This is a genomic window from Rhizobium sp. SVR5-2C, assembly GCF_056755115.1.
The window spans coordinates 1-23,699 of sequence record NZ_JBNDHT010000113.1 but is presented as its reverse complement, the minus strand read 5'-3'; the positions used below and the strand labels follow the sequence as shown (position 1 = coordinate 23,699).

The following is a 23,699-nucleotide window of genomic DNA, read 5'->3' as shown; positions in this document are numbered from 1 at the left end:
GGTCGGGCGGCGCCATCTGGAAATAGCGGTCGTCGAAATCCGGCGGCAGGAACGGGAAGATGTTGTCGATCCAGTTCTGGTCGTAGGTGCCGCCATATTCGATGCGGCCCGGCCAGCCTCGGCCGTAAGGCCCGAAGCTCATCGGCCGATAGTCGCCGAACGGTGAGCGGATCTCCTCGCCTATGGCCTGGGTGTTGGGAAGCGGGAGGCCGGGGATCAGATGCTGGTTCTTCGGCCGCGCCCACCCTCTGCCGATGGGGTTGAGCCGGTAGCTTGCCGGAAGCCTGTCGTCCGGGTCGAGGCGGTCGGTACCGCCCCAGGCCGTATCGTAGGAGAAGGGCTGGCGAAGGAACGGTTGCGGGCTGGTGGCGACGAAGATCGGCCCGCGGGCGCGCCACTCGCGATGCCCGAACACGTCGAAGACCTTTGACCAGGTACCGACCTTGATTCCGACACTGACACGGTCGGCCGGACGCCCCCCGGGAGCATAGGCACATCCGTTGGCGATGACGTCGCAGCGCGGCTTTCGGAACGCGAAGTCGGTTTCCCAGAGGGTGGCCGAAAAACCGGGCTCACCCGTATGCGTGTCGGCCATCACCAGCGGTACCTGCACGGATGATTTTTGCACGGGGCCACCTGGCGTCTGAGGAAAGTCGAAGGTTCCCTTGACGACGACGACGATGTACTCGCGGCCTTCCTTGTCCATCCCCATCGTGAATTCGGTCGGGAAGCCGGTCTGGTTCCAGATCTGCATCAGCTCGCCTCCAGACCTTCGGGGAAGAGGTGGCGGAGCGCTGATTCAGGTGCGCCGGGGTCAATCTCGATTGGCTTGCACTGGCCCGTCCATAAGGCCATGCCCCGGATCGGGTCGCCGGACGCCGTGATCGCGGTATAGGGCAGGAACGCAAGGCAGGCAGCCAGGCCATCACCGTCCGTCTCGCCGTCGCGCGCAGATTTTCCTGCAGCTTCCAGTGCATCGAACCAGTCTGCGGCGAGCGTGGTGATTTCGGTGGTGGCGGTCGGGGGCGCGGCCGCGATGGTCAGCGGAAACCGGCGGCCGGCGCGGTCGGCGCTTGCCATCACCACGCCCATCATCGGTCCGACGGCTTCGGGACCGAGGATAAACCGCAAGACCGGATGGGAAGAGATCGCACCTTGCGAAAATCGGTGAACCAGATGCCGGGTGATCCAGCGGTCCCACGGGCCGACGAAGGATGCAGGCAGACCGCGCGTGACGAAATCCCCCATCGCGGGCAGTTTTCCGAAGAAACCTGGCAGGATCAAAGCCGCGTCGGGCACGAGAACCTCGCAAACATTTTCAAGTCGTAGGGATTGGCCACGCTGGCGGCCCGAAGCTCGAAATCGGCGTAGTGGCCCTGGGCGGCAAGCCGCAGCTTGTAAAGTTCGGGAAGCTCGGTCCCGCTCAGCCGGCCGGCGCGCAGCATCCGCAGGAAAGCCCAGCTCCCGCTCTCGCTGACCATCACTTCCGGCGAGCCGTCGAGCGGCTGGAAGGCGAGGGTAATCACGCCGGTCCCATCCTTGCCCGGCCAGGTCATCGGCTGCGGGCGCGTTGGGTTGTTGAAATAGGTGAGGCTCTGGCCGTCGACGTTCAGCGTCACGCGGCCAACGGTCGGCGAAAGATCCTTGGGTTCCAGCGTAAAGGTCAGGATCGGTCCGGCCCCACCAGGAAAAAGGCTGTCGCGGATCAGCCGGGCCTGCTCCAGCGCTGCCAGAGCCGATGAATCGAGCCGGATATCGGCGCGCCATTTCCAGGGGTGACGGGTCATGTCGACGTAGGTGACCAGCTGATTGTTTATGAAGCTATCAATCAGCCCGCCCGGGCCGAAGACGCGCGCAAAGTCGACGACATTGACATCGATTGCGCTGTCGGGAACGAACGGATAGCGGTTCGCCAGCGCCGCCTGGCAGAAAGGTAACACGTCGGCCCGCCAGATGGCGTTGAGTTCCGAGGTGACCGCTTTCGTTGTAATGCCGCTCGTGTCGCCGGCGATGCCGGCCAGCCAGTCGTCCAGCGGGTCGGGGAGAGTGATGGACTGTTTTGCGACAGCCCCTGTCAGCTCGGCCAGGCCGCCTTGCCGCTTTATGGCATCCTGGGCATCGGGGCTTGCCGATACCGTCTGCAGCATGTTCGAGAGTGCGGTGAGCGCCGCGACGGCGTCATTGAGTGCTGGAGGCTGGCCGTCGACCTCGGCGATTGCGCCCTTGATGGGCTTGAAATGCTCGGCAACCGGTGCGCCCGAGAGATCCACGTCGGCCTTGGAGCCGGCGGGCATCAGCTTCACGCCCGTCTTGGCAAGCTTGCCGATCTTGCCGAGCTTGGACAAGAGCTTGGAAGTTGCCGCCGGAGGCACTTTGGCGGCGTCATCCTCGGAACGGGTCAGTTCCGTTTCCTGCACGATGGCGTTCAGCAGCCGCTTCATCGAGGAGTCTGCGCTGGAGAGATCCTTGAGATTTTCGCTTGCCGTCTGCAGGTCCACCAGCGGAGCGAGCCTTACGTCGCGCAGGAAGCCGTCCCACTTGGCGATGTAGTCGTCGTAGTAGAGCTTCAGGATATCCTGCGAAAGCGCGGCGACCGACGGGCTGGCGCTCTCCGAGCAGCCGCCGGCGAAGACGGAACGATCCAGCGCAGCCTGCGTGGCGACGTCCTCCAGCCGCGCAAGGATCACGTTGTGGAAGCCGTCATAGGTGAAGGCGCCGCTGATGCCCACTCGAAGCGTCTTGTCCGAGCGCCGGGCGAGAACCTTCAGTCCGTTCGGGCCGACATGGTCCGCCGGAATCCAATCCTTAAGCGCTCTGACCTCCGGGTCCGAGAGCAGTGCATTATAGGCGCGGACCGGAAGCGGAATCGAGCAGATGCTCCGCAATGCTTCGCTCACGAGCGCCTCATCGGGCTGGATAAGAGCTCGATCCGCCGCCATGTTGTCGATTGCGGCGAGTTGATGGTCGGCAGCCATATCGGTTCGGAAGGGCGGCACGGGCGCGAATTCAGGCAGCCGCTCCGTCCACCATTGCTTGGCGAAATCGGGGTCCATCGGCGACAGGCCGGTCATCATGCGATAGGTCTTCAGTGCGCCGAGCAGAAATTCCGGGTCGCGGATCTGACGCCACATCGTCGCCTCAAGCAGCGCGACCATGCGTGGTTCCAAGATGTTGCGCAATGAGCGATCATAGGCGTCCTCCTGCGCCTGCCTGATCTCGGTTGCGGCGGAGGGGCCGATCAAGGCAGCTATCCCGCCTGGCGGGTCGGTACGGGCATTCGCTACTTCGGTCGCGGCTTCGAGCGCCACATCCAGATCGAGTGGTTCCAGCGGCGCCTGACGTGCAGCAACCGGAGTGAGCGGAAGCTGCAGCGCCTCGAGTTGTTCGGCCTGCGCCGCTAGAGCGGCGTTATTTTTCCGATAGGAAACCGTAAACAACAGACCGGCGACGACAACCAATGCTGCGGCAGCCACTGCAGCGCCACGCCATATCCAGATGCGCCGTTCCTCTGCCGCAGGATCGAATGTCCCGAGACCCGCCTCCTTGAAGATCACTTTCGTGAGCAGGTCCTTCAGGAAGAAACTGCGCTTCTCAACCCGTAGCATCGGCGCGGCGGGCTGTGCCGGGAGGCCGAAAGAAGACGAGAGTGCTGCCGTCAGCCGGTCGATTGCGGTGCCTTCCTGAGTGGCGGAGGTCAGATAGATACCGCGCAGCCAGGCACTTTCGGCATAGCGGCTTTCGCCGAATACGGTTTCGACCAGCACGCGAATAGGCTCGGAAAGACTCTCGACCTGTGCCGGGAAGCGGAAGATCTCCGCACGGGCGGTAAGGTTTTCTTCGCCTTCGAGACGAGGAACGAGGCGCCGTTCGAGCACGCCAGCCAAAGCTGCGAGTTCCCGTGTGACCTCGCTGCCATCGATGCGTGCGCCGGGTGGGAAGGTCGCTCCCCAAACCTGCTCGCGATCGGCCGTCGAGAGACCGCCGAAGAAAGTCTCGAAGCCCTTTATCAGATCGGCCTTGGTCAGCATCAGATAGACGGGCAGGCGGATCTCCAGCCGCTCCTGAAGTTCGGTCAGCCGTTTGCGGATCTGGCGGCCATGTGCCCGAATGGCCGCGTCGCCTTCCGAAAGCGTGTCGATGGCGAGTGCCACGATGACGCCATTCAGGGCGCGGCGGCCCCTGTGCTTTTTCAGAAGATCGAGGAAACCCAGCCATTCCGCTGCATCGACGTCGGGCTGGCTTTCCTGTTGAACGTAGCGGCCGGCGGTGTCGATCAGCACCGCCTCTTCGGTAAAGAACCAGTCGCAGTTGCGCGTCCCGCCCACTCCATGCAGGTCATCGGAGAGATCGATGGGAAAGCTCAGTCCAGACTGTCGCAGCGCCGTTGTCTTGCCGGTCGCCGGAGGGCCGATGATCACGTACCAAGGCATCTCCCGGAGAAACTTTCGGCCGCCGATTTTCTGACGCTTCAGCTCCGCCATCACCTCCCGGAACTTTGCGCCCACGGTGGCGACGCCTTCTTCAGCCGGGCTTGGTGGCGCTTCCGGTGGAGCGGCGATTTCGGAAACGAAAATGCGATTGGCCTTGATCGCCCGGCGTTGCGCCGCGATCCACCAGATGAGAAACAGGAGGAAGAGAAGGCCGATAATGACCAGTCGCACCGTCTCTGACTCTAAAGGCGCGCTCTCTCCGACACTGACGATCGGGCCGAAGATCCAGATGATCAGCGACAGCAGCACGAGCCCGATGAAGGTCCAGAGCCAGCGCGACGTCAAGATAGCCCAGAGGAAGCGGAAGATCGCCATCTCAAAGCCCCTTCTCGATCAGGAGCTCGATGCGGCGGTTGGCAGCCCGGCCTTCACGAGTGTCGTTTCCGGCAATAGGCTGCGTTGCCGCACGTCCTTCCGACTTCAAGCGCTCAGGCGGAAGGCCGCTTGCACGCAGTAAGGCGGCAATCGTTGCAGCGCGCGCCTCGGAGAGGCGCTGGTTGTTGGACAGGGGATTGGCGGCCTGGAGCGGAACGTTGTCGGTGTGCCCGATGATCCTGACACTTCTGATCAGGTCAGCATTCTCCTTGAGGACGGCGGCGATGGAGGCGACGAGCGGTTCGAAGCCTTTCGTCAATTCGGCCCGGGCAGACGGGAAAAGCTCCGGAGTGCTCGACTGAAGCAGGAGAGTGACCGCAGAGGCGGTTTCACTGCCTTTAAGGGCCGGCAGAAGCGCAGGAGGTGCGGCGGCGCGGAATTCCGGCAGCAACTGGAGGACGACAGGTTCGACACGCGGCGCGTCCGGCGCCGGAGTGCGCTTTTCCGGCCGGTAGATTTCGGCGCGCTCCGGCGGCGGTAGTGCCCGAACGAGCGTGGCAAGCTCTTCCGCCTTGGAGCCCAGCCGCATTGACAACAGCATGTAAATCGCGGTCGCGAGCGCCACGGCCACGACTGCGAGCACCCAGATCGGGACGGCAAAGCGGGAAGGCTCGTCCGCTGCCGTGACACCCTCCCATCTGGGCGAGAGCGGCGCACCTTCGGCATCCGCGTCCCTCAAGAAGCGAGCGGCGGCAGCGCGGACGGCGCTGATGGAGCGATCGCCTGCACGCCCCGGCACCCGATATTTGCCGCGGAACCCCAGCGCCAGGCAGAAATACTGCAGCTCCAGCAATTCGCGGTCACGGCCGGGATAGCGCTCCAGCTCTTCCAGCCTGGCGAAGAACTGCGCCCCGGCATCCACATCGCCGCGGAGCATGACGACCAGCGGCTGGCGCAGCCAGGCGCTGGAGCCGCCCCAGGGTGTGTTGAGCGCCAGATCGTCGAGCAGGGAGGCGACGGCCCAGGCCGCCGCATCTGCCTGCGCCAGGCTTGCCCCGGAGGCCACGGCGGCATCGCGTGCTGAGACCAGCTCCTCCATCAGCCTGGTTCGCAGCGCTTCCGGATTGCCGGGCGGCAATGCATTCTCGAGTTCCGGCGCAAATTCCAGCAACGTTGCGAAAGCGTTGATCAGCGTATTGGGATGGGATCGCGCACGTCTCGCCACTGTGCCGGTGGGAACAACCGGCATCGCGCCCGGAGGGGCGGGACGGATGCGTGTACGGCCCTGATCTTCTGAAAGGCCGAATGGATCCTCACTTGCCATGGCACTACCTGTTTACCGAATAGCAGTCCACCTGTGGTTCACTGGGCAAAACGCCGGAAACTCCAATCACGAAGCCCGGCGAACGCAGAAGCGACTCCCAGTGCTCGCTGCGTTGATCGAGTTCGAGGCAGAGACGGTCTCCGTCGTAGGGAATCTCGCGCGGCTGCGAGTGAAGGGGCTTGAGGCGGATGCCGGGCAACCGGGACTTCCACAGCGCCTCGAATTCATCCGCAGCACCGACTGTCACCTGATTGACGAAGATTTTGCGCAAGGCCTCGTCGGACATGTCGCATCCGACCCGAACAACGATGCGGCTGGCCGTCAGCAGTTCGGGATTGTCGACGCGGACCTTCCAGACGTTCGTCGCGTGCTTCAGAACCGGCAGCGCCCGCGACTTCGGCTCGACATAGCGCAGGCTGAGGATCAGCGAGCGCAATGTGTCGGCGAGTGCGGCGAAGGCCGGCCCGGGCGCCATATGCTCATAGGTGGGCAGTTCGCTCAGCCGCCGGGAGCCTGACCCGTAAGTCGCCATCCGGCCGGCCAATCCGCTGAGCTCTAGAAAGAGCTCGGCCGGATGAAAAACCTCCTGGGGAAGCATGTGGGCCAATCGCGGGCGGGCACTGTTGGCAAGGTCGAGCACCAGCAGGTTTTCGACGCTGCGGCCGGGGCCGCCGAGCACCATCTTGCCATGCGCCTCGGCTATGCGGTCGAGCCCGGTGATGACCTCCTGCAGGAGCTGGCCGTAGAAGGGCACCGCGCCGGTTGCAAGCGCCGGCGGCAGGAAGTTTTCGGCGATCGCCACACTGCCATCGGACAGCAGTCCGGTAACGCTCGTCACCGGCATTGCCGTGTAGCCACCGGTCGCCTGTGCCGGCGAGAGGAGCAGGGCTTGCGGCCGGGCGATCTCGATCTCTTCCGGATCGGCGCCCCCATGAACCGCATCGCGTATCCACTCGATCCGCCCTCTATACCGCGCTCCGGTCGGTTCGCTGTGAGCGGGGTCGAAGCTGGCGCCGCCGGGTGGTTCCGAGGGTAGGGCGAGCTGCACCACGCCTGCACCCATGTCGCGCGTGACTGTCAAAGGTGTGGGAGCGTCCATCGTTTCGGGTATGGCAAACGGGGTACCATCCGGAAAAATGCCGCGCGCCGATGTTACGGCCACCCGACCGGCTTCCAGCTGTGCGGCATCGAGCGTGAGGGACCTGAAACCGAAAGTCTGTAAGCGTCCAGCCTGCAGCGCGCCCCGCATCAGGGCCTCGGTATAACGGTCCTGTTGCTGGAAATGCTGCGTCCGGAGGAACAGTCCCTCGGACCAAAGCACCTTGTTGGTATCCGTCATGCTGAACGCCCTCCATTCAGGCGAGCGCGAGCGTCATACCGCCGCGGCTGAGTACGACATTCGCTGTCACCGTCGATTCCGGCCTGATCGGAACGCTCCTTCGCCAGGTGCGGCTGCCAGGTTCACGGAACAGCGCGACAACGCCTAGGAAAGTGGCTTCCGGCGGGAACGCCAGCGTCTTTGAGGCGCTGGCGCCGGGAGCGACCGTCAGTTGGTCAGAGCCGACGAGGTCCGCTCCAAGCGCACCGGCCGGATTGGACTGAAGGGCGAAGATATCAGCAGAGTTGAATTTTCCGGCATCCTTCAGCCGGAGAATAAGGAGGGTCACCGGACGCTCCCCTCCGCCTGCGGCAGCATTCATCCCCGCTTGCCCCGTTGCCGTGACCGTCACGGTCGAAGATTTCGGTGGGCCGCCCATGCAGGCGGAAAGCATGCCTGTCGCGCCGATCACCATGAGAAAGCCGCGTCGGTGAAGCATCAGTTGTTCTCCCTCTCTTCATAGCCATCCCGAAAGTCGCTCCCGATCTCGCCGAGGAAGCGCGTCGACGCACTCTTGGCGATTTCGCGATAGCGGTTCTCATAGAGTTCCCAGAGTTTCGCCCGCCGCCCACCGGCGAGCAGGGCATCCAACGCCGAGTGCGACTTCAGTTCGCTTTCCAGCGTCGCGGGGTCGAAGCGGTCAATCATCCTCGCAAGCGCCGCCTGGACGCCGCGCCAGGTTCTCACATGGTGGTGTGCGAGATCGCGGATGGAATTGCCGATGGCGGCCTGCGGGGGAAGAAAACCGGCGTGGCGCTGAGCCAGGAAGGTCGCGATCACATCGTCCACCGTGGGCAGGAATTTGAGAGGGTTGACCTCGGATGCTCCAATCACGGTTTGGGCGATCCTCGCTTCACCCTTTTCTTCGGCGCGTTTGCGCAGGAGGTGCATCAGCCCTTCCAGCATCATGCGGTATTCCCGGCCGAAACTCTCCATCTGCGCCACCGGATCGGATGTCGTAATCTCGCCGGCGCTGAGCCCCAGTCCGCGGAGGAAGGCTTCGTGCAGGGAGGCTTCAGTTTGTGCCGTGTGTTCCTGCGTCGGTCTCGCCTGTGGTGTCGGTGCAGGACGCGGTGCAGCCGGGGGTTCTGGAACGGGTTGAGGTTCTGGAATGGGTTGCTCGGGCGGCGTGCTGGGTAGAGAAAAATCCCAGGCTCCTTTGTCCTGGCCGCCCGATGCTGGCAGAGGATCAAGGCTGAAGGGATCATCGAACATCGGCGTCCCTTTTGCTGTCTCGCTCCTGTCTGCTGCGGCGAATGCCCCTGCAGCTGGTTGTTCGAAAGGGTCGGGCAATCCGGCCGGCCGCGGGGTGGGCGCCGTCGGCTCCCTGCGTTCGAAGAAGAAATTGTCCTGCTCGAGGCTAGCCGGCGGCGGAGCCGGCTGTTCAGACACCCGCTCCGTCGGTGTGGCCTGGAAGTCGACGCGGACGACATAATTGCCAAGCTGCAGTCGCGCTCCGTCATGCAGCGGGGAGGAATTCCCGAGCCCGAGCGGCGTGCGCGACCCGTCGATGAAGAGCCCGCCGCTGGAGGTGTCGGTCACCACATACTGGCCGCGAACGCAGCCGATCGTGCAATGAGCGCGTGAGATGTACATGTCGGGATCGTCGATCCGCCAGTCGGCGTCGGCGCTGCGACCGATGACGAGCTCTCCCTCGACGAGCCGCATCTGGCGAACGGCTTGCGGTCGGGGCGACTGCTCGAGGGTAAGGATCAGGCTCATGCCGCAGCCTCCGGCATTTCGGGGCGCCAGCCAATGACGGTGCGCATGCAGAAATCATCTGCGTCATCGCGATCTTTCGGTCGAGCGAGCCATGCGATGTGCCCGATCCGCGCTGCTCCCATTTTGGCCGCAGGAACTTCGTCCCGCTTGAGTACGAGCCTAACGTCCACGTCGAGCCCGTCTCCCACCAGATCGCGGATCGCGGTTTGCAAGGTTTCGCGCCGTTCGCTGCCGGGCAGGAAAGTCATGTAGTCGGCAAGCGTTAAAGGTCCGATGGAGAGCTCTATCCTTTGCTGTCGCTGGAACGTCCTCGGACCGATCGTGGCGCTTCGTCCGAGTTGCACATGCGCGCCGCCAAGCCGGGACTGGAGCGTTTTCGGGATCGGCATCCAGGTGCCGACAAATTCGCGAAGCCGAACCGGGACCTTCAGGAGGTCTGCAAGAAACAGTGTGAGCCTCTCAGGCCCGTCTACCTGATGGGCGAGCGCCGGCGCGTGAGAGAGTTTCGTGGTATCGATCGCTCCGCGCTCACCATGCCCTCTTCCACACAAGCCGAGGCCAGCCAGGGCCGCCGACATCGCGCGAATACGGCCGCCGTCGTGGCGCCTGACCTGCACCGCCGGGTGAGCGTCGGCCCATGCCCGGTAAAAGAGCGCGATCATGCGATGCTGAAGAATATTGACGAAATCGACGAAGGTCGTGTCGCTGACCTCCCGCATGTCCGCCCTGGCGAACCAGCGCTGCGACAGGCGATCCAGCACCCAGCGCGTCAGATAGAGGGGCATTGGACCTTCTGGCCCGAGCAATCCGATATTTGCCACCGTGACGCGGATTGGCGTCGTTTCGGTGGCCGGCTCGATCTTCGCGACATCCTGCACGGCAAAACCCAGTCGCACATGCTGTCCGAGCCGGGCGGGCTCCCGGTCCGGGCGGCCCGCTTGCCCGAACAGTTTTCCGTCGTCTTCGAGGCGCCGCAGGAGCTCGAAGAAGTCGAACTCCTCAAGGGACGGAGAGGTCTCCTTCTTCAGATCAGGAAGCGATTGCCCGGCGTTATCGGCCATAGCACATCCTCCTGCTTTTGTATGATCCGCGCGCGGGTGCGCACGAATGCGTTGATAGCGGCATAGCGGGCAAAAAGCCTTGCCAGCAGCGCTGACGGCAACAGCGTGCTGTGCCCGGCAAGCACAGTTTGGTCGATATGAAGCGTAACCTCGGTGCCACGCGCGAAGCACATTGGTCCGGCGATCGCCAGGCGCTCGATCAGAGGTCGAGCCTCGACGCGGGCGATCGAGCGCACATGCCGGCTCAGGCTTGGATCTCCCCGCTGCGCGTAAAGCTCGAGCAGGGCGTGAAGTGGATCCACCCCGCGGCCTTCCTCTGCCAGGCTGAGGAAATTCAGCGAGAGTTGAGCGACGAGCCGCCAGGCAAGTTCATCGGCTCTCGAGCCTTCCACGGCTCCAGCCGGAAGCGTCGCTGGTATAGAGGGCCACGGTGGCCGCACGGCCCCGAGGAGTTGGACGGCCTCGACCGGATCGCCACTTTCGAGCGTGAGGGATGGCGTGTCGTCCAATATCGGCAGGTCGCGATTGGTGCAGAGCGCCGTCACCTCAATCCGCTTTAGTGGCCGGGCCGCTTTCGACTGGACGGGGCGAGAAAGCGTGATGAAGACATCGTCACCGGCATAGGACGTGCGAGTTTGTCCCTGACGAAGTTCGTCCTCGCTCGGCCGCCGTGGGCGGCGTTCGGCGAAATAGGCCCAGCCGTTTCCACGGTTCTGGCCCAAGCTGAAGAGCGTCGGTATCTCGGCGTCCGGGCGCTCGGCATCGGCATCTTCGACGCGGATTGGGCGATAGATCTCGAAATCCCGGGGACGTGTGCGATCGGCGTGGAGCACCTGGCGGGTCCGCCGGGCATCGAGTTCGATGACGTTGCAGCCGCGCTCGAACAGGTTGATGATTGGCGTTGCGAAAAGTTGGAAATCTTTCACTGCGATATTCGAAAGCTCGGGGACGGGGCGTCGCAACAGAAAGACAAGTTCCAGCCCAGCTCCACAGCGCCGAACCACCGGCTGCAGGCTCCTCACGCGCACATAGTGAAATCTCTCCGGCGCGATGAAGTATTCGCGTAACAGCCTGTAGCCTTCGAAGGTTTCGCGCGTACGCGGCATAAGCGCTTCGTCGTCGGAGATCCCGACCATTTCCGGCTCCGGAAGTACGCTCAGGAAATTATCGCGCCCTTCCGGGCGGGCGCCGACAGCGGCACAACCGCCAAAGAGCGTATCGAAGAGCAGCGGCGCCTTGCTCTTGTCACCAAAATGCAGATCCAGGTGGTCGAGCGACAAGTCGCCGAGCTTGCCTTTGCCAGTTCGATTGAAGGTGATGCTCAATGCCGCGGAACCGCTTAGCCCTTCAACCGGAGTTATTCCCGCTGCTGCAAGCGCGCTTCGATCCTGAATGTACGCGACCGAGGTGATCGCGAGCGGCCAGAGCATCACGTCCTGTGCCGTCGTATAGATGCAGCGAGTGGATATTCCAGGTCGGACGCTCGAAACAAGCCGGGTCCCGCGCTTCACAAGGTGCCCTGCAAGCATCGTCTGAACCTGCTGGCCCGGCTTCAGCAGAGCCATGGCGGTCGCGGGCGCCGGCGAAACGAGATCCGGGTAGAAATTCTCAAGCACGCTTCGTGCGAAACGCGAGCTCTCTGCATCCACCTTCTGGCGGGTGCGCGCGGCGAGATACGCCACACCGTCGAGCAGGCGCTCGACAAACGGGTCGGGACACGGGACCGTATCCAGGGAGAGGTTGCGCGCGATCGAGGGATGCATATCCGCAAACTCGGCGGCGAGCGCGCGGATGTGGGTGAGTTCCTCCTCGTAGTACTCCAGGAAGACCCGGTCCATGGTCAGGTTTCCTTCAGCTCAGTCCGCGCCGAACCGTTGTCGAGGTTGAGTATCGTGCGCAGGAGCAGCCGCTCCGGTGCCGGCGAGGTCAGCAGCAGTGCGTCGATGTCGATCCTGAGACCAGTCGCCCTGTCGCCGAGGCTGACAGTCACTTTCGTCGCGCTTTCCTTCAGCCGGGGTTCGAACGCGGCGAGCACGCTTCGGATTTCCTTCGCCAGTTCATCGCGGTCGAAGTCACGGGAGGAACGGCCGGAGAAGGGGGGCACCCCGTAATTGATCACGCTGCGGCGAACCTCTGGGAAATCCTCAAGCGATGGAGGATCGTCTCCGGCCTGATCTGCCTCGAAATCCGTCAAGAGTGGCGTGGATTCGAAGCGCTGTGCGTTAAAGAGCGCTTCGATGTCGCGCCGCACCGCCTCGCGCAGCACATCGGTCGAGACGACGACGCCGCGGCTTTCGAGTTCTGCCTGACGTCGCTCCAGAGAGAGCAGACGGTGAATGTTCTTCTTCTGCTCGGTGCTGATGTCCGTAGCGGCTTCTATCTGGCGAAGGCCGCCGGCCACCAGCCCGTTCAGACGTTCGACGTCTATATCGTTCTGGATCGCCTGCCGAAGTTGACTGATTTCGGAACTGAGCCCCGGCAAGTCGTTCACGAGGCGATCCCACAAGGACGGCTGGATAGCTTCGCGAGTCGCCCGCAGGTGCCCTCCGGGCGGTCTCGCCTCCCTTCCAAACCCTTTCTGCCAGCTGTCACTTGCCGACATAGACATCCATTTCGGCCTCGTGCTTGTCGTCGTACTTGAAATTGATGTTCTTGTAAGCGAAGCCGATACGCTCTTCGAGCACGTCTGGCTCTTCCTCGCTTGGCTTCATGGTGTAGTTGGTCACCGAAGCTTCCTTCAGCGTGATGACCAGGTAGTCGCTCGTTTCGCCTTCGATGGTTCTGCGCGCCGAGAACACGACCTCGTCCAGAGGCGTGTTGTCGAAGAGAGCTTTTTTCAGATAGGGCGAGGACATGTCGTAGTGCTTGATGAAATTGACCATGCCCAAACTGACGCGACCTCTCCGCGATAATGAATTGGGGTCGAAGGGAGCCACCATGTCAAACTCCACTCCGTACACCTCGATTTCTTCTTCGTGGCCATCGCGAACGCTCGGCCCCGGGATGTCAGGTACTTTGAGAAAACCGTCGATTTTCATGACTAACCTCCCATCAAGTATCTGTTGCTCACTGCTTCATGGACGGCAGCTCCGAAACCAGCCGGAGCGAAGCATTGATGCCTTCCAGCTGGTAGTGGGGCCGCAGGTAGAACCGGGCATTATACCAGCCGGGACGGCCCTCCACGCTGTCGACCTGGACCTCGGCAGCCGCAAGGGGACGTTTTGCGCGGGCTTTGTCGTCGGCAAAGGCAGGGTTGGCGAGAACGTAGCGGTTGATCCACTCCGTCAGCCAGATTTGCATGTCGGCACGTTCCTTGAATGAGCCGATCTTATCCCGGGCGATTGCCTTGAGGTAATGGGCGAAACGGGAAACCGGGAAAAGATAGGGCAGGTTTGCGCTCAATCTCTCGTTCGCCTGAGCATCCGGGTCGACCAGACGGCCGGCGCGCGCCTCGTCGTCCTGCAGCGAATGGGCGCCGATGAAGGCGGCGATATCGGTGTTCTTGCGGTGGAGGATCGGCATCAGCCCGAGCTTGGCGAGTTCGGCCTCGCGCCGGTCGTCAATGGCGACCTCGGTCGGGCATTTCATCGCCACCGTGCCGTCATCCGTCGGGAAGTTGTGGACCGGGAGATTGATCACTGCCCCGCCGTTCTCGACACCCCGGATCTGCGTGCCCCAGCCGAACAGCTTGTGGCTGCGGTTGATGTTGACCCCCATCGGGAAGGCTGCGTTCATCCAGACATACTTGTGATGATCGCCCTGGACCTCTTCCTCGAAGGAGAAGCCCTTCACGGGGACGGTTTCTGCTCCATAAGGCAGCCTCGCCAGCACGCGCGGCATCGTCAGCCCTATGTACCGGGCGTCCTCGCTCTCGCGCAGCGACTGCCATGAGGCATAGGCTGGCGATGACACGATCTGTTGCAGATCTTGCGGGTTCGGCAGCTCCTGCCAGCTTTCCATGCGGAACAGGCGAGGGGCCGCGGCTGCTATGAACGGCGTGTGCGCCGAGGCGCAGATGCCGGACATGTTGCGGAGCAGACCGACATCCTTCGGGTGATTTGAGAATTCGTAGGCGCCGACCAGGCAACCGAAGGGGTTACCGCCGAGCATCGAGTATTCGTCGGTGTAGACTTTCTTGAATATGGGACTTTGATCCCACATCTGGCCCTCGTAATCCTCAAGGGTGTCAGCCAGCTGTTCCTTCGAGATGTTCATGACGCGGATCTTCAGCTTTTGATCCGTCTCGGTATTGTTGATGAGGTACCACAGTCCGCGCCATGTGCCTTCCATCTGAAGCACTTCAGGGGCATGGAGAATTTCGTTGGTCTGCTCGGTCAGCAGCTTGTCGAGGCCGCCAATCAAGGACTTGATTGATTTGATCGCGTTCGAAGAGATGACGGTCGATTCTGAGCGGCCGCGCGCGGCCAGCGCCAGATTCCTGACCAAGGTTTGAAGCTTGTCGCTGTCATCTTTCTTGACCTTGAAGTCCTTCTCCAGAAGGTCGCTGAATTCCTGAAGGTCGACTCCCTCGGCTTCCGCGACACCAACCGCAGCGGCTTTTTCCTGTTCGGCCATGACTCAGACCTCCGACTTGCTGCTATCTTCGAGCGCCTGGTCGGCGATCTTTCCTAACAGGGGCTCATTGTTCAAAAGTTGCGCGATGCGTTTTTCGGCGTCGACGCGGCCATCCATGAAGCCGAGCAATTCTTCGAGCTGGCGGCGCATTCTCAAGAGTTCTGCAAGCTGCGGGACTTGTTCGGCCACACGATCCGGCGCGAAATCAGCCATGCTGGTAAAGGTCAGGTCTATTGCAAGCTCTTCGTCGCGTTCTTCACCCTCAGGTTGCGGGAGGGTGTTCTTCACGCGAGCTTTGACACGGGGGCTGAGCGCTTCCATGAAACGGCCGAACCTGTTTGCGTCGGTTTCGACAAAAGCACGGTCCCGGACGGACTTGCTGGCCTCTGGTGTCTGGGAGGCGCCGGCGAGATCGGCCATCACGCCCATCACGAACGGCAATTCGATGGTGGTCGGGCTGCCGTAAGTTTCGACTTCGTAAGCGATCTGGACGCGAGGCGCCCGGTTTCGTTCAATTACCTTGGCCTTAGTTTCGCTCATTGGTGGTCACCTTTCGTCCCAGGGACAGGTTTCTTGCTTTCCGGCACGCCGGCCAGAAGCCGGAATTCCTTCAAACCGGAGGGCGCCAGGTCCTCCATGAGTTCCAGAAAATCCATCGGCACCATGCGTTTGATCCTGCGCGCCAGATGGGGGATGGGGCTCGACGGTTCCGTGCGGTCATAGAAGGCGATGATGAGGTCGATGCACTTTGTGACGTCTTCGCGTGAGGTGAGCCGCGACGGAAAGACTGCCGGTGTGCCGATGTAAGCCGGAGCTGCGTCGGAGGTCGCTTTTGCAGGCGTGCTCTCGTGATCGAGGGCTTCCTCGCTTGCAGCCTCCTGCCCGGGGCTGGGCTTCGCGCGCTCGAGCGTAGAGATCGCTCGCTGCAGGAACCGGCTCAAATCCGGCAGCGTGACTCGCAAATCCCCGCCGATTTGCCGATTGAGTGATGTCTCGAGCGCCGCCATCGCAGTGGCCGCGGCGTTTGCGCTCTCGATAAGCGCGGCCGCCTCGTCCGAGCTTTGTTCCGCAAATGCCGCGCAGCCGATCCCCACGCGAGTCAATACCTGCTCGTGCTCGCTTGCCAGCGACGCCTTTTCAGTCTCGCTCAGTCCGGGTGCAGCCTCGTTGAGAACGGTTCGGGTGTCGATCGCCCCGCGCTCCAGATCGCGCCCTGTGACAGGACCGACACCCCGCGGCGCAAAGAAAGTCATCTTGCGAAGATCGCCGAGCAGCCCATCCTTGTCGTTTTGCAGCTGGAGGAGAGCGTTGATCCGGCGTAGTGCGGCATCCCGGGGAGGCAAGCCCTCACGAAGTTCCGGATGCATCGTTTCCCAATGCATGTCGAAGGTCCCGGTGATCAGGTTCAGCCCCTCGGCGAGGCCGGCAAAACCCTGTTCATTTGCAAGGGCGCGCGTCACGATCACGAGGAGCCTCAGATCCCGTCCGTGCGGGCGCAACTCTTCTGATTTTCGAAGGATGGTTGACCAATCGACAGGGACCTCGGTCCGTGAGACGGGGTTGTTGCGCTCGTCACGGCTGATTTCGACCTGCGGTTGCACGAGGCGTTCCAGCTCGTGGAATCGTCCGTCATTCCGCAAGCTTTCACCTGACGGGTTCTCACCGTTCAGCGGGCTTAACCAGAGAGCAGAGTCGAACAACAGTTCCCCCCGTTAACCGACTAGTATTCCCCTGTCATTTTGCTTTTTACCACAAGTTCTTGCTCTATACTAATGTCACGTATCTTCGGCTTCTAATTAATTGCGGGTGTCGAGCAGCCGGGTGGTTATCGAGAGGATCGAGACACGCCCCGCGGCTATGACCGCACGTAAATCCTCCGCAAAAGACTTGGTGGACTCGGTTGTCGGTCGAAGCTGTGGGAAAAGCGGCTGATCGGTCTGCATGACAATGATCAGACTTCTACCGAAGGTGGCGTCGACCGCGAAGGAGAGTTTTGCGGGGTCCGCCGCGCCCTCTGCCGTCGGATAGGCAACCCGGATGGTGCGCATGCCATTCGCCACGGTTCCGATCTGGGCCAGTGCGTGATCGGGTCTCTTGATGTTCGGAAGAACATTGAAGAGATTGCCGGTGACGTCGGCGATGGCCACCCACAAGTACCCTTTGTCAAGCGTTGCGGGCACAAGCACGTCGATCACCGGGTTGTCGCCGACCGAATAGATGCCGGACATATTCGGTTCGGATCTGTCGCCGTAGCCGAGAACGATCGTCATCTGACCTTGCGGCGCATCCGGCAGCAGCTCCTGAACAACGCACAGTTGGCTGTTGAGCACCGTGGCATCGAAGCGCAGCTCGCGATCTCCGACATGGGGCGCGAGCGTCTGCTGGAGGGCTTCGATGTCGCTGCTGGCGGCGACGTTTCCCCGGACGGAAATCGTCGATCCAAGAGGAAAGGTGCCGCTTTCCGGAAGTTGAACGAGGAGTGGACCGCAGGTCTGCAGCGGAATGACAAGGGGTTTCAGCTGGTCCGGCGACAGGTCTCTCGGACCCGCCGCGATAAGGATGATCGGCTGGTAACCGGCGGCCTTTGCCGCCGCATTAAATCGGGTGACGGCCGCTTCGCGTCCTACAGTATCAGGCGCGAGACCGGTGAGGCGGACCGTTCGATCGGCGACTTCAAGCTTCCACTCGTCGAGCGGGATGGCGGCCGCGAAGAAGGCATCGATGTCCTGCGCCCACTTTTCCGATGGAGCGCCCTCGGCGAGGGTGAGGGCGTCATTGGGTGGGGCAAGCCCGACGGTCCGGGCGAAGTTCGCCAGGATTGTCTCCTGCTGGTCGGCGTCGGGAGCGAAACCGGCAAGTGTCGGCCGGCCTTGCCCGTCCACGCCGGCAGTGAGTTTGTAAGGCGTAGCAATCGGCAGGCTTGCCGGAGACAAGCCCTCAAAAGCCCCGAGAAACCAAAGCCCGGCAAGCACTGCCAGGACCGCGAGGGGCAGGATTGCAAGCCATGGCCGCCACCCGGGCTTCGTGTCGCGACCATTCTGCCTCGCTTTGGCGAGACCGGGCTGCAGCAATCGCCCGATTTCCTTGACGACGGCGGCGGCACTCGGCGGGCGTTGGGCAGGGTCGGGCCGAGTGAGGTCGTCGATCAGCGTCTTCAGCGGCTCTGGAACGCCCGACGTGTCAAGCCGGCGCTCCTTGTGGCGCACAACCTCGCCAGGACTTGTTCCGACGTCCGGAATCCTTCCTCGAAAGGTCGCGAGCAGCGAGGCGCCCAGGGCATAAAGGTCAGAGCGCGGCTCTGCCTGCCCGTGCAGCTGCTCCGGCGCGGCATATTCGTACTTGCCCGCGAATTCCTTGCCGACGATCGTGCGCGCGCCTGTGCTGCTGTCCTTGGCGATGCCGAAATCGATGATGACGGCTTCTTCCGGCCTGCCGTCGCGCAGGATGATGTTGTCGGGGGAAAGGTCGCGATGGACGATCTTGCGCTCGTGTGTGGCGACAAGGCCTTCGGCCACTCTGTGCGCCACCACCAGCAGATCGCGCGGGGAAGCCCCGCCCTGCTCGAGCCATTCGCTGAGCGGCGTGCCGGCGACGTAGTCCATCACCAGATAGACGTGGCCGTCCCCGGTCTGGCTGCAGTCGGTGTAGCGCACGACCGCGTCGTGGGAGATGTTGCGCATCTCCTCCTCGCGCTTCATGAGCTCCAGATAGCCGGCATTTGCCGACAGCTCACGCTTCAGCGCCTTGAGCGCCACCACCCGGCCGGTAATGCGGTTGCTTGCACGATAGACTTCACCTGTTCCACCGCGGCCGAGGACGCCCTCGATCTCGTAGGTGTTGTTAAGCACCTGCCCCTTGCGGAAGATGTCGCCAGGCAGTGGATCGATCATCTGGAGCCTCCCAGCGCACCCAGTGGAAACCACGCGACATAATATTCATCAAGAACACGTGGCCCGAATATTTGTCAAGAATACTCTAATGTGGCACGCTGTGACTAGCGATCGAAGACTAGCAACGTCCTATTCAAGATCACATGGGCAGGAGCCCGATCGACATGCAGAACATGTCTTCTCAGAGCTTCAAGCGCAAGGAACTGGTCGGCAAACTCAATCCTGTTTGCGTGCGTGCCTTCAAGGCGGCGGCGGACGCGGCCAAGCTTCGCGGCAACCCCTATGTCGAACTCGTTCACTGGATCGAACAGCTCGCCCTCGTCGACCGCGCGGATTTTCAGCTTATCCTCGCCGATGCCGGCGTGGATCTCGGCCGGCTTGCCGCCGATATGGCGAGGGCAATCGACAAGCTGCCCTATGGCGCAACTTCGATCGAGGAGTTTTCCGATCACATCTTTCATGCCATCCAGGAGGCCTGGAGCCTCGCAAGCCTCCAGTTCGGATCCGAAGAGGTTCGCGGAGCCTATGTTCTCTTGGCCTGCAGAAAGGTGGCGGTACTTGACGGTCTTCTGCTGAAGATCAGCGCCGAATTCGATCGGATCGAGGCGGATTCCGTTATCCCCCGGCTGGACGACGTGCTGGCAGGATCACTTGAAAATGCCGGTAAGGCCGAGGCCCCCGAACCATCCCGGAAAAAACGCCCGGGGGGGGGCGACTCCGCATTGGCGAAATACGCGACTGACCTTACCCGGCGTGCCCGCGACGGCAAAATCGACCCGGTTCTCGGCCGGGACCCCGAGATTCGGCAGATCGTCGATATCCTCATGCGCCGGCGCCAGAACAACCCGATCCTGACCGGCGAAGCCGGAGTAGGCAAGACCGCGGTGGTCGAGGGTTTTGCACTCCGCCTTGCAGAAGGAGACGTCCCGCCGCCGCTGAAAGGCGTGGCGCTGCACCTGCTTGACATCGGCCTGATGCAGGCGGGGGCAAGCGTCAAAGGCGAGTTCGAGAAGCGGCTGAAGACAGTCATCGACGAAGTTCAGGCATCGGAAACTCCGATCATCCTTTTCATCGACGAAGCGCATACTCTGATCGGGGCCGGCGGGGCAGCGGGAACGGGAGACGCTGCAAACCTTCTTAAACCGGCATTGGCGCGTGGCGAGCTTCGCACGATCGCTGCGACGACATGGGCGGAGTACAAGCAGCATATCGAGAAAGATCCGGCGCTGACCCGCCGTTTCCAGGTCGTCAAGATTGAAGAGCCTGATGAAGAAGCTGCCATCCTGATGCTGCGTGGCGTGGCAGGCGTGTTGGAGAAACACCACCAGGTGCAGATTCTGGACGAAGCGATCGAGACGGCCGTCGGCCTGTCCCATCGCTATATTCCCGCGCGGCAACTGCCGGACAAGGCCGTCAGCCTGCTGGATACGGCCTGCGCGCGCGTGGCGGTATCGCAGCACGCGACACCGGCTGAGGTCGAAGATCTTCTGCGGCGCAAGCAGTCTCTTGAGATCGAGCAGGGCATCATCGGGCGCGAAGCTGCGATCGGCATCGAAGTCGCGGAGCGCCAGTCCAAGGTCGAAGCCGCTCTCGCCGAGACGGAGTCCGCGTTGCTCGCTGCAAAGGCTCGCTGGGAAAAGGAGCAGTCCATGGTCTCCGAAATCCTCGATCTGCGGGCGAGGCTGCGGGGAAGGGGAGTTGCGCTTGATGCCGCGCTGGCCGAAGGGGGGGCAGGCGCGGAATTGTCGGCGGCCGCCGACGTGGACCGCCCCGAGCCGGAGGGCGGCGATGGAACGGATCAAAGCGCCGACCTTGAACGGCTCAAGGCTCTGACGGCGGAGCTTGCCGGGCTTCAGGGCGAGACGCCGCTTATACTGCTTTCCGTCGACAGGAATGCTGTGGCGTCTGTCGTACAGGATTGGACAGGCATTCCCGTGGGCCGGATGCTGACCAGCCAGACCGAAAAGGCATTGCAACTTGCCAAGGTTCTGGGAGAGCGTGTCGTCGGCCAGGAACTTGCAATGGAATCCATTGCGCGGCGCGTGCAAACCAGCCGTGCGGGTCTTGCCTCTCCTGAAAAGCCGGTGGGCGTTTTCCTGCTGTGCGGCCCTTCGGGCGTCGGCAAGACAGAAACGGCGCTGGCTCTCGCCGAAACCCTCTATGGCGGCGAGCAGAACCTGATCTCCATCAACATGTCGGAATTCCAGGAAGCGCATACGGTGTCGACCCTCAAAGGTGCGCCTCCCGGGTATGTCGGCTACGGCAAGGGAGGGGTACTGACCGAAGCGGTGCGGCGTCGGCCCTATTCCGTCATCTTGCTCGATGAAGTCGAGAAGGCGCATCCGGATGTGCACGAAATCTTCTTCCAGGTCTTCGACAAGGGAATGATGGACGACAGCGAGGGCCGGCGGATCGACTTCAGGAACAGCCTCATCCTGCTGACCTCGAATGTCGGTTCGGATGTCATCATGAAGCTGACTGACGGCGGCAGGACGCGGCCGCCGCTTGAGGAACTCGAAAGCGCGCTGCGGCCGCCATTGCTGAAGGTGTTCCCGCCAGCCTTCCTCGGACGGGTGATTGTCGTTCCCTACTATCCGCTCTCGGATTCGATGATCGAGGCGATCACACAACATCATTTCGCGAAGATCGCGCGCCGGCTGAGCGCCAGCCATGACGCCGAGCTGGTCATCGGGGACGGGGTTCTGGAATTGATCAAGGCTCGGTGCACCGAGGTTGAATCGGGTGGTCGCATGATCGACGCGATCCTGACCAATACGCTGCTGCCAACGCTGAGCAAGGGCGTTCTGAACTGGTCCCTTGAAGGCAAACGCCTCACCAAGGCGACCGTCGGGGCTTCGGCGGAAGGCTTCACCTACGCGTTCGAATAAGCAGCGAGTCACTTGTTGGTGACGTCTGGGTGCCGTTAGCTCACTGCCTGGAATTCCACGCGCCTGTTCTCGTCGGCCTTGGGGTTTTCCTGGTTGAGAAGAAACTGCTCGCCGACGCCGACCGCTTCGAGCCGTTCACGAGCGATGTGGCAATCATCCGTGAAGAAGCGTGCAACTTCCTTCGCACGCAGAATCGACAGGTGCTGGTTGTAGCTTGCGCCGCCGACAGAATCTGTGTGACCGATGATACGCACAAGCTTGATGTCCATTTCCTTTACGACGTCGCAAAGCTGCCGCAACGCCGGCTTTTGTTCCGACGCGATGGCCGCTGAATCGAAGGCAAAATTCACCCGGACGTTGATCTGGTCGTCAGGCGGTAGCTTCCAGTATGTTTGCGGATTGGTCGTCGCCGCTGCTGCGGATACGGCCGTTGCCGGCGATGTCGCCGCCGGTTCCGGAGTTGAGGGCTGAGCTGCATTGGGAGCCGCTGGGGTGGTCGCTGGAGCAGCTTGGATCCCCTGGGACGCAATGGCAGCAGGAGGAGGGGGAGCCGGAGCGGTTTTGGTTGCGCCGCTTTCGGGCGTGGCAATCGTCACCGGGACGGCCTCGGCCTTAGGTGCGGCGTTGGAGTTGGTCAGAACCAGGCCGCGCGTGGCTCCGAGCCGTGCCGCCTTGAACAAGTCGATCTGTCGCTGGAAGCGTTCCTTAAGCGCGGAATCGTTCAGTTCCTGTGCACCCAAGTCACTTTGTGTCACCAAGAATAGAGCGAGAAACACCGTCAGCTTTCTAGTCAGCGGGCGCTTCATCTTAGGCTCCTTTGGCAAAAAGGTTTTCGCCTTCTATGAAAAATACTATAGGATGACTATGGGTGCAACCGATCCGGTAGCGGGGCTCTCACGGCGGATCGATTTAATGGGGTTCGTCTGATCATGACCCCGGACTCTCGGGACAATCCTTCGACGCGCGTGCCTGACGGGCCGGGTAGGCCGCAAGGAGCGGGACTAAGCCATACCGGGCATGTGCGAACAAACAACGAAGACGCAATTCTCACCGATCCTTCAGGCGCACTTTGGGCGGTCGCTGACGGGATGGGCGGCTACGGCCACGGCGATGTCGCGGCAGACCTGGTGATCGAGCAGCTCGCCCTTCTTCCGCACGCTCCCATTTCCGGCGCTCATCTCGTCGCCGCGCTGCAGTCGGCCAATTCCGCCATCCGCCGTTGGGCAGCGTCGGCCAATGTCGCGCAGATGGGCGCGACAGCGGTGGCCGCACTCATTGACGGTGGAGCAACGACGATCGCATGGGTGGGAGATAGCCGGGCCTATCGTTTGCGTGGAGGAGAACTGCTGCAACTAACGCGCGATCACTCGGTCGTGCAGGAACTTGTCGATGACGGGCGCCTGACGCCCGCCGCTGTCTGGCAGCACCCGCAGGCGCATGTTGTTACCCGGGCGATCGGCGCCGCCGATTGGCTGGATGTGGACTCCGTCGAGGTGGCGCTGGAGCCGGGGGACTCCCTGCTCCTTTGCTCGGACGGATTGACCGACTGTGTTGCCGAGGCAGAGATCGTCGCTCACTTGAACGCGCCGAACCCCGACGCCGCCTGCCAGCGACTGGTAGCCGCCGCCCTCGATCACGGCGCTCCGGACAATGTCTCGGTGGTGGTGGTTCGGATTGACGGAGCTGCAGCGCCGTGAGGCCACTAAATCCGATTGCAGCTGTCGTCATCGGAATGAGCATCATTCTTGCGGCGGCCGTTTTCGCGTTGGTTGGAGACCTCCTTCGAAACACAGAGGTTGATCCGAATGCAGGAAGGATCGATCGGGCAAATCAACAGCTTGCTCAACAGGACGCGGAAATCCAGGCGCTGCGCGCTGAACTGAACTCGCTCAAAGGAAAGGTGTCGGAGCTAGAAGGAAAGGTGAAGGAACTGGCGGAGGCGCCTCGCCCCGAACCCGTCCCCCCGAGCCCACGAGACGCGTAGTAATATGGGGGGGGGGGGGTTGTGGTTGGGGGGGGGGGGGGGGGGGGGGGGGGGGGGGGGGGGGGGGGGGGG

At 62.4% G+C, this 23,699-nt stretch carries 19 protein-coding genes; 3 read left to right on the top strand and 16 right to left on the bottom strand.

What is annotated here, in order from left to right; all coding sequences use genetic code 11:
* From ACPYOI_RS26045 to ACPYOI_RS25975, 15 genes are all read right to left on the bottom strand, one after another.
* The coding region (locus ACPYOI_RS26045) for a DUF2169 family type VI secretion system accessory protein (protein ID WP_481423559.1) at positions 1 to 754 on the bottom strand (754 nt) is incomplete at its 3' end.
* Positions 754 to 1,299, bottom strand: coding sequence for a type VI secretion system-associated protein TagF (tagF, locus tag ACPYOI_RS26040; RefSeq protein WP_481414648.1), 546 nt, complete (start codon positions 1,297 to 1,299; stop codon positions 754 to 756). The genes ACPYOI_RS26045 and tagF, both read right to left, overlap by 1 nt.
* Complete coding sequence (gene tssM / locus ACPYOI_RS26035; protein ID WP_481414647.1) at positions 1,281 to 4,805, bottom strand: type VI secretion system membrane subunit TssM; 3,525 nt, start codon at positions 4,803 to 4,805, stop codon at positions 1,281 to 1,283. The genes tagF and tssM overlap by 19 nt, the downstream gene beginning before the upstream one ends.
* Position 4,806: 1 nt before the next feature.
* Positions 4,807 to 6,129: a type IVB secretion system protein IcmH/DotU gene (icmH, locus tag ACPYOI_RS26030; RefSeq protein WP_481414646.1), complete on the bottom strand. Its 1,323-nt coding sequence runs from the start codon at positions 6,127 to 6,129 to the stop codon at positions 4,807 to 4,809.
* A 4-nt stretch (positions 6,130 to 6,133) separates the two neighbouring features.
* Positions 6,134 to 7,468: a type VI secretion system baseplate subunit TssK gene (tssK, locus tag ACPYOI_RS26025; RefSeq protein ID WP_481414645.1), complete on the bottom strand. Its 1,335-nt coding sequence runs from the start codon at positions 7,466 to 7,468 to the stop codon at positions 6,134 to 6,136.
* Between the two features lie 16 nt (positions 7,469 to 7,484).
* Entirely contained in the window at positions 7,485 to 7,946 is a 462-nt protein-coding gene (tssJ, locus tag ACPYOI_RS26020) for a type VI secretion system lipoprotein TssJ (protein ID WP_481414644.1), read from the bottom strand.
* Positions 7,946 to 9,229, bottom strand: coding sequence for a type VI secretion system-associated FHA domain protein TagH (tagH, locus tag ACPYOI_RS26015; protein ID WP_481414643.1), 1,284 nt, complete (start codon positions 9,227 to 9,229; stop codon positions 7,946 to 7,948). The genes tssJ and tagH overlap by 1 nt, the downstream gene beginning before the upstream one ends.
* Positions 9,226 to 10,290, bottom strand: a complete 1,065-nt coding sequence (tssG, locus tag ACPYOI_RS26010) for a type VI secretion system baseplate subunit TssG (protein WP_481414642.1) — start codon at positions 10,288 to 10,290, stop codon at positions 9,226 to 9,228. Before tssG ends, tagH begins: the two co-directional genes overlap by 4 nt.
* Positions 10,254 to 12,128 (bottom strand): type VI secretion system baseplate subunit TssF, encoded by a 1,875-nt coding sequence (tssF, locus tag ACPYOI_RS26005; protein ID WP_481414641.1) that lies wholly within the window; start codon positions 12,126 to 12,128, stop codon positions 10,254 to 10,256. Before tssF ends, tssG begins: the two co-directional genes overlap by 37 nt.
* 2 nt (positions 12,129 to 12,130) lie before the next feature.
* Positions 12,131 to 12,892, bottom strand: coding sequence for a type VI secretion system baseplate subunit TssE (tssE, locus tag ACPYOI_RS26000; RefSeq protein WP_481414833.1), 762 nt, complete (start codon positions 12,890 to 12,892; stop codon positions 12,131 to 12,133).
* Positions 12,879 to 13,328, bottom strand: coding sequence for an Hcp family type VI secretion system effector (locus ACPYOI_RS25995; protein ID WP_481414640.1), 450 nt, complete (start codon positions 13,326 to 13,328; stop codon positions 12,879 to 12,881). Before ACPYOI_RS25995 ends, tssE begins: the two co-directional genes overlap by 14 nt.
* 28 nt (positions 13,329 to 13,356) lie before the next feature.
* Entirely contained in the window at positions 13,357 to 14,865 is a 1,509-nt protein-coding gene (tssC, locus tag ACPYOI_RS25990) for a type VI secretion system contractile sheath large subunit (protein ID WP_481414639.1), read from the bottom strand.
* 3 nt (positions 14,866 to 14,868) lie between these two features.
* A complete protein-coding gene (gene tssB, locus ACPYOI_RS25985; protein ID WP_168830898.1) occupies positions 14,869 to 15,405 on the bottom strand; it encodes a type VI secretion system contractile sheath small subunit in 537 nt (178 codons plus the stop codon).
* Entirely contained in the window at positions 15,402 to 16,565 is a 1,164-nt protein-coding gene (gene tssA / locus ACPYOI_RS25980) for a type VI secretion system protein TssA (protein WP_481414638.1), read from the bottom strand. The genes tssB and tssA overlap by 4 nt, the downstream gene beginning before the upstream one ends.
* 96 nt (positions 16,566 to 16,661) lie before the next feature.
* Positions 16,662 to 18,755, bottom strand: coding sequence for a serine/threonine protein kinase (locus ACPYOI_RS25975; RefSeq protein ID WP_481414637.1), 2,094 nt, complete (start codon positions 18,753 to 18,755; stop codon positions 16,662 to 16,664).
* A 164-nt stretch (positions 18,756 to 18,919) separates the two neighbouring features.
* On the opposite strand from ACPYOI_RS25975, the gene tssH reads away from it, so the two are divergent.
* Complete coding sequence (gene tssH, locus ACPYOI_RS25970; RefSeq protein ID WP_481423558.1) at positions 18,920 to 21,643, top strand: type VI secretion system ATPase TssH; 2,724 nt, start codon at positions 18,920 to 18,922, stop codon at positions 21,641 to 21,643.
* 35 nt (positions 21,644 to 21,678) lie between these two features.
* On the opposite strand, the gene ACPYOI_RS25965 is transcribed toward tssH, so the two are convergent.
* Positions 21,679 to 22,449, bottom strand: coding sequence for an OmpA family protein (locus ACPYOI_RS25965; RefSeq protein ID WP_481414635.1), 771 nt, complete (start codon positions 22,447 to 22,449; stop codon positions 21,679 to 21,681).
* A 123-nt stretch (positions 22,450 to 22,572) separates the two neighbouring features.
* On the opposite strand from ACPYOI_RS25965, the gene ACPYOI_RS25960 reads away from it, so the two are divergent.
* Both ACPYOI_RS25960 and ACPYOI_RS25955 read left to right on the top strand, forming a co-directional pair.
* Entirely contained in the window at positions 22,573 to 23,340 is a 768-nt protein-coding gene (locus ACPYOI_RS25960; protein WP_481414634.1) for a PP2C family protein-serine/threonine phosphatase, read from the top strand.
* A 35-nt stretch (positions 23,341 to 23,375) separates the two neighbouring features.
* Positions 23,376 to 23,627 (top strand): hypothetical protein, encoded by a 252-nt coding sequence (locus ACPYOI_RS25955; protein WP_481423557.1) that lies wholly within the window; start codon positions 23,376 to 23,378, stop codon positions 23,625 to 23,627.
* Positions 23,628 to 23,699: the final 72 nt, after the last annotated feature.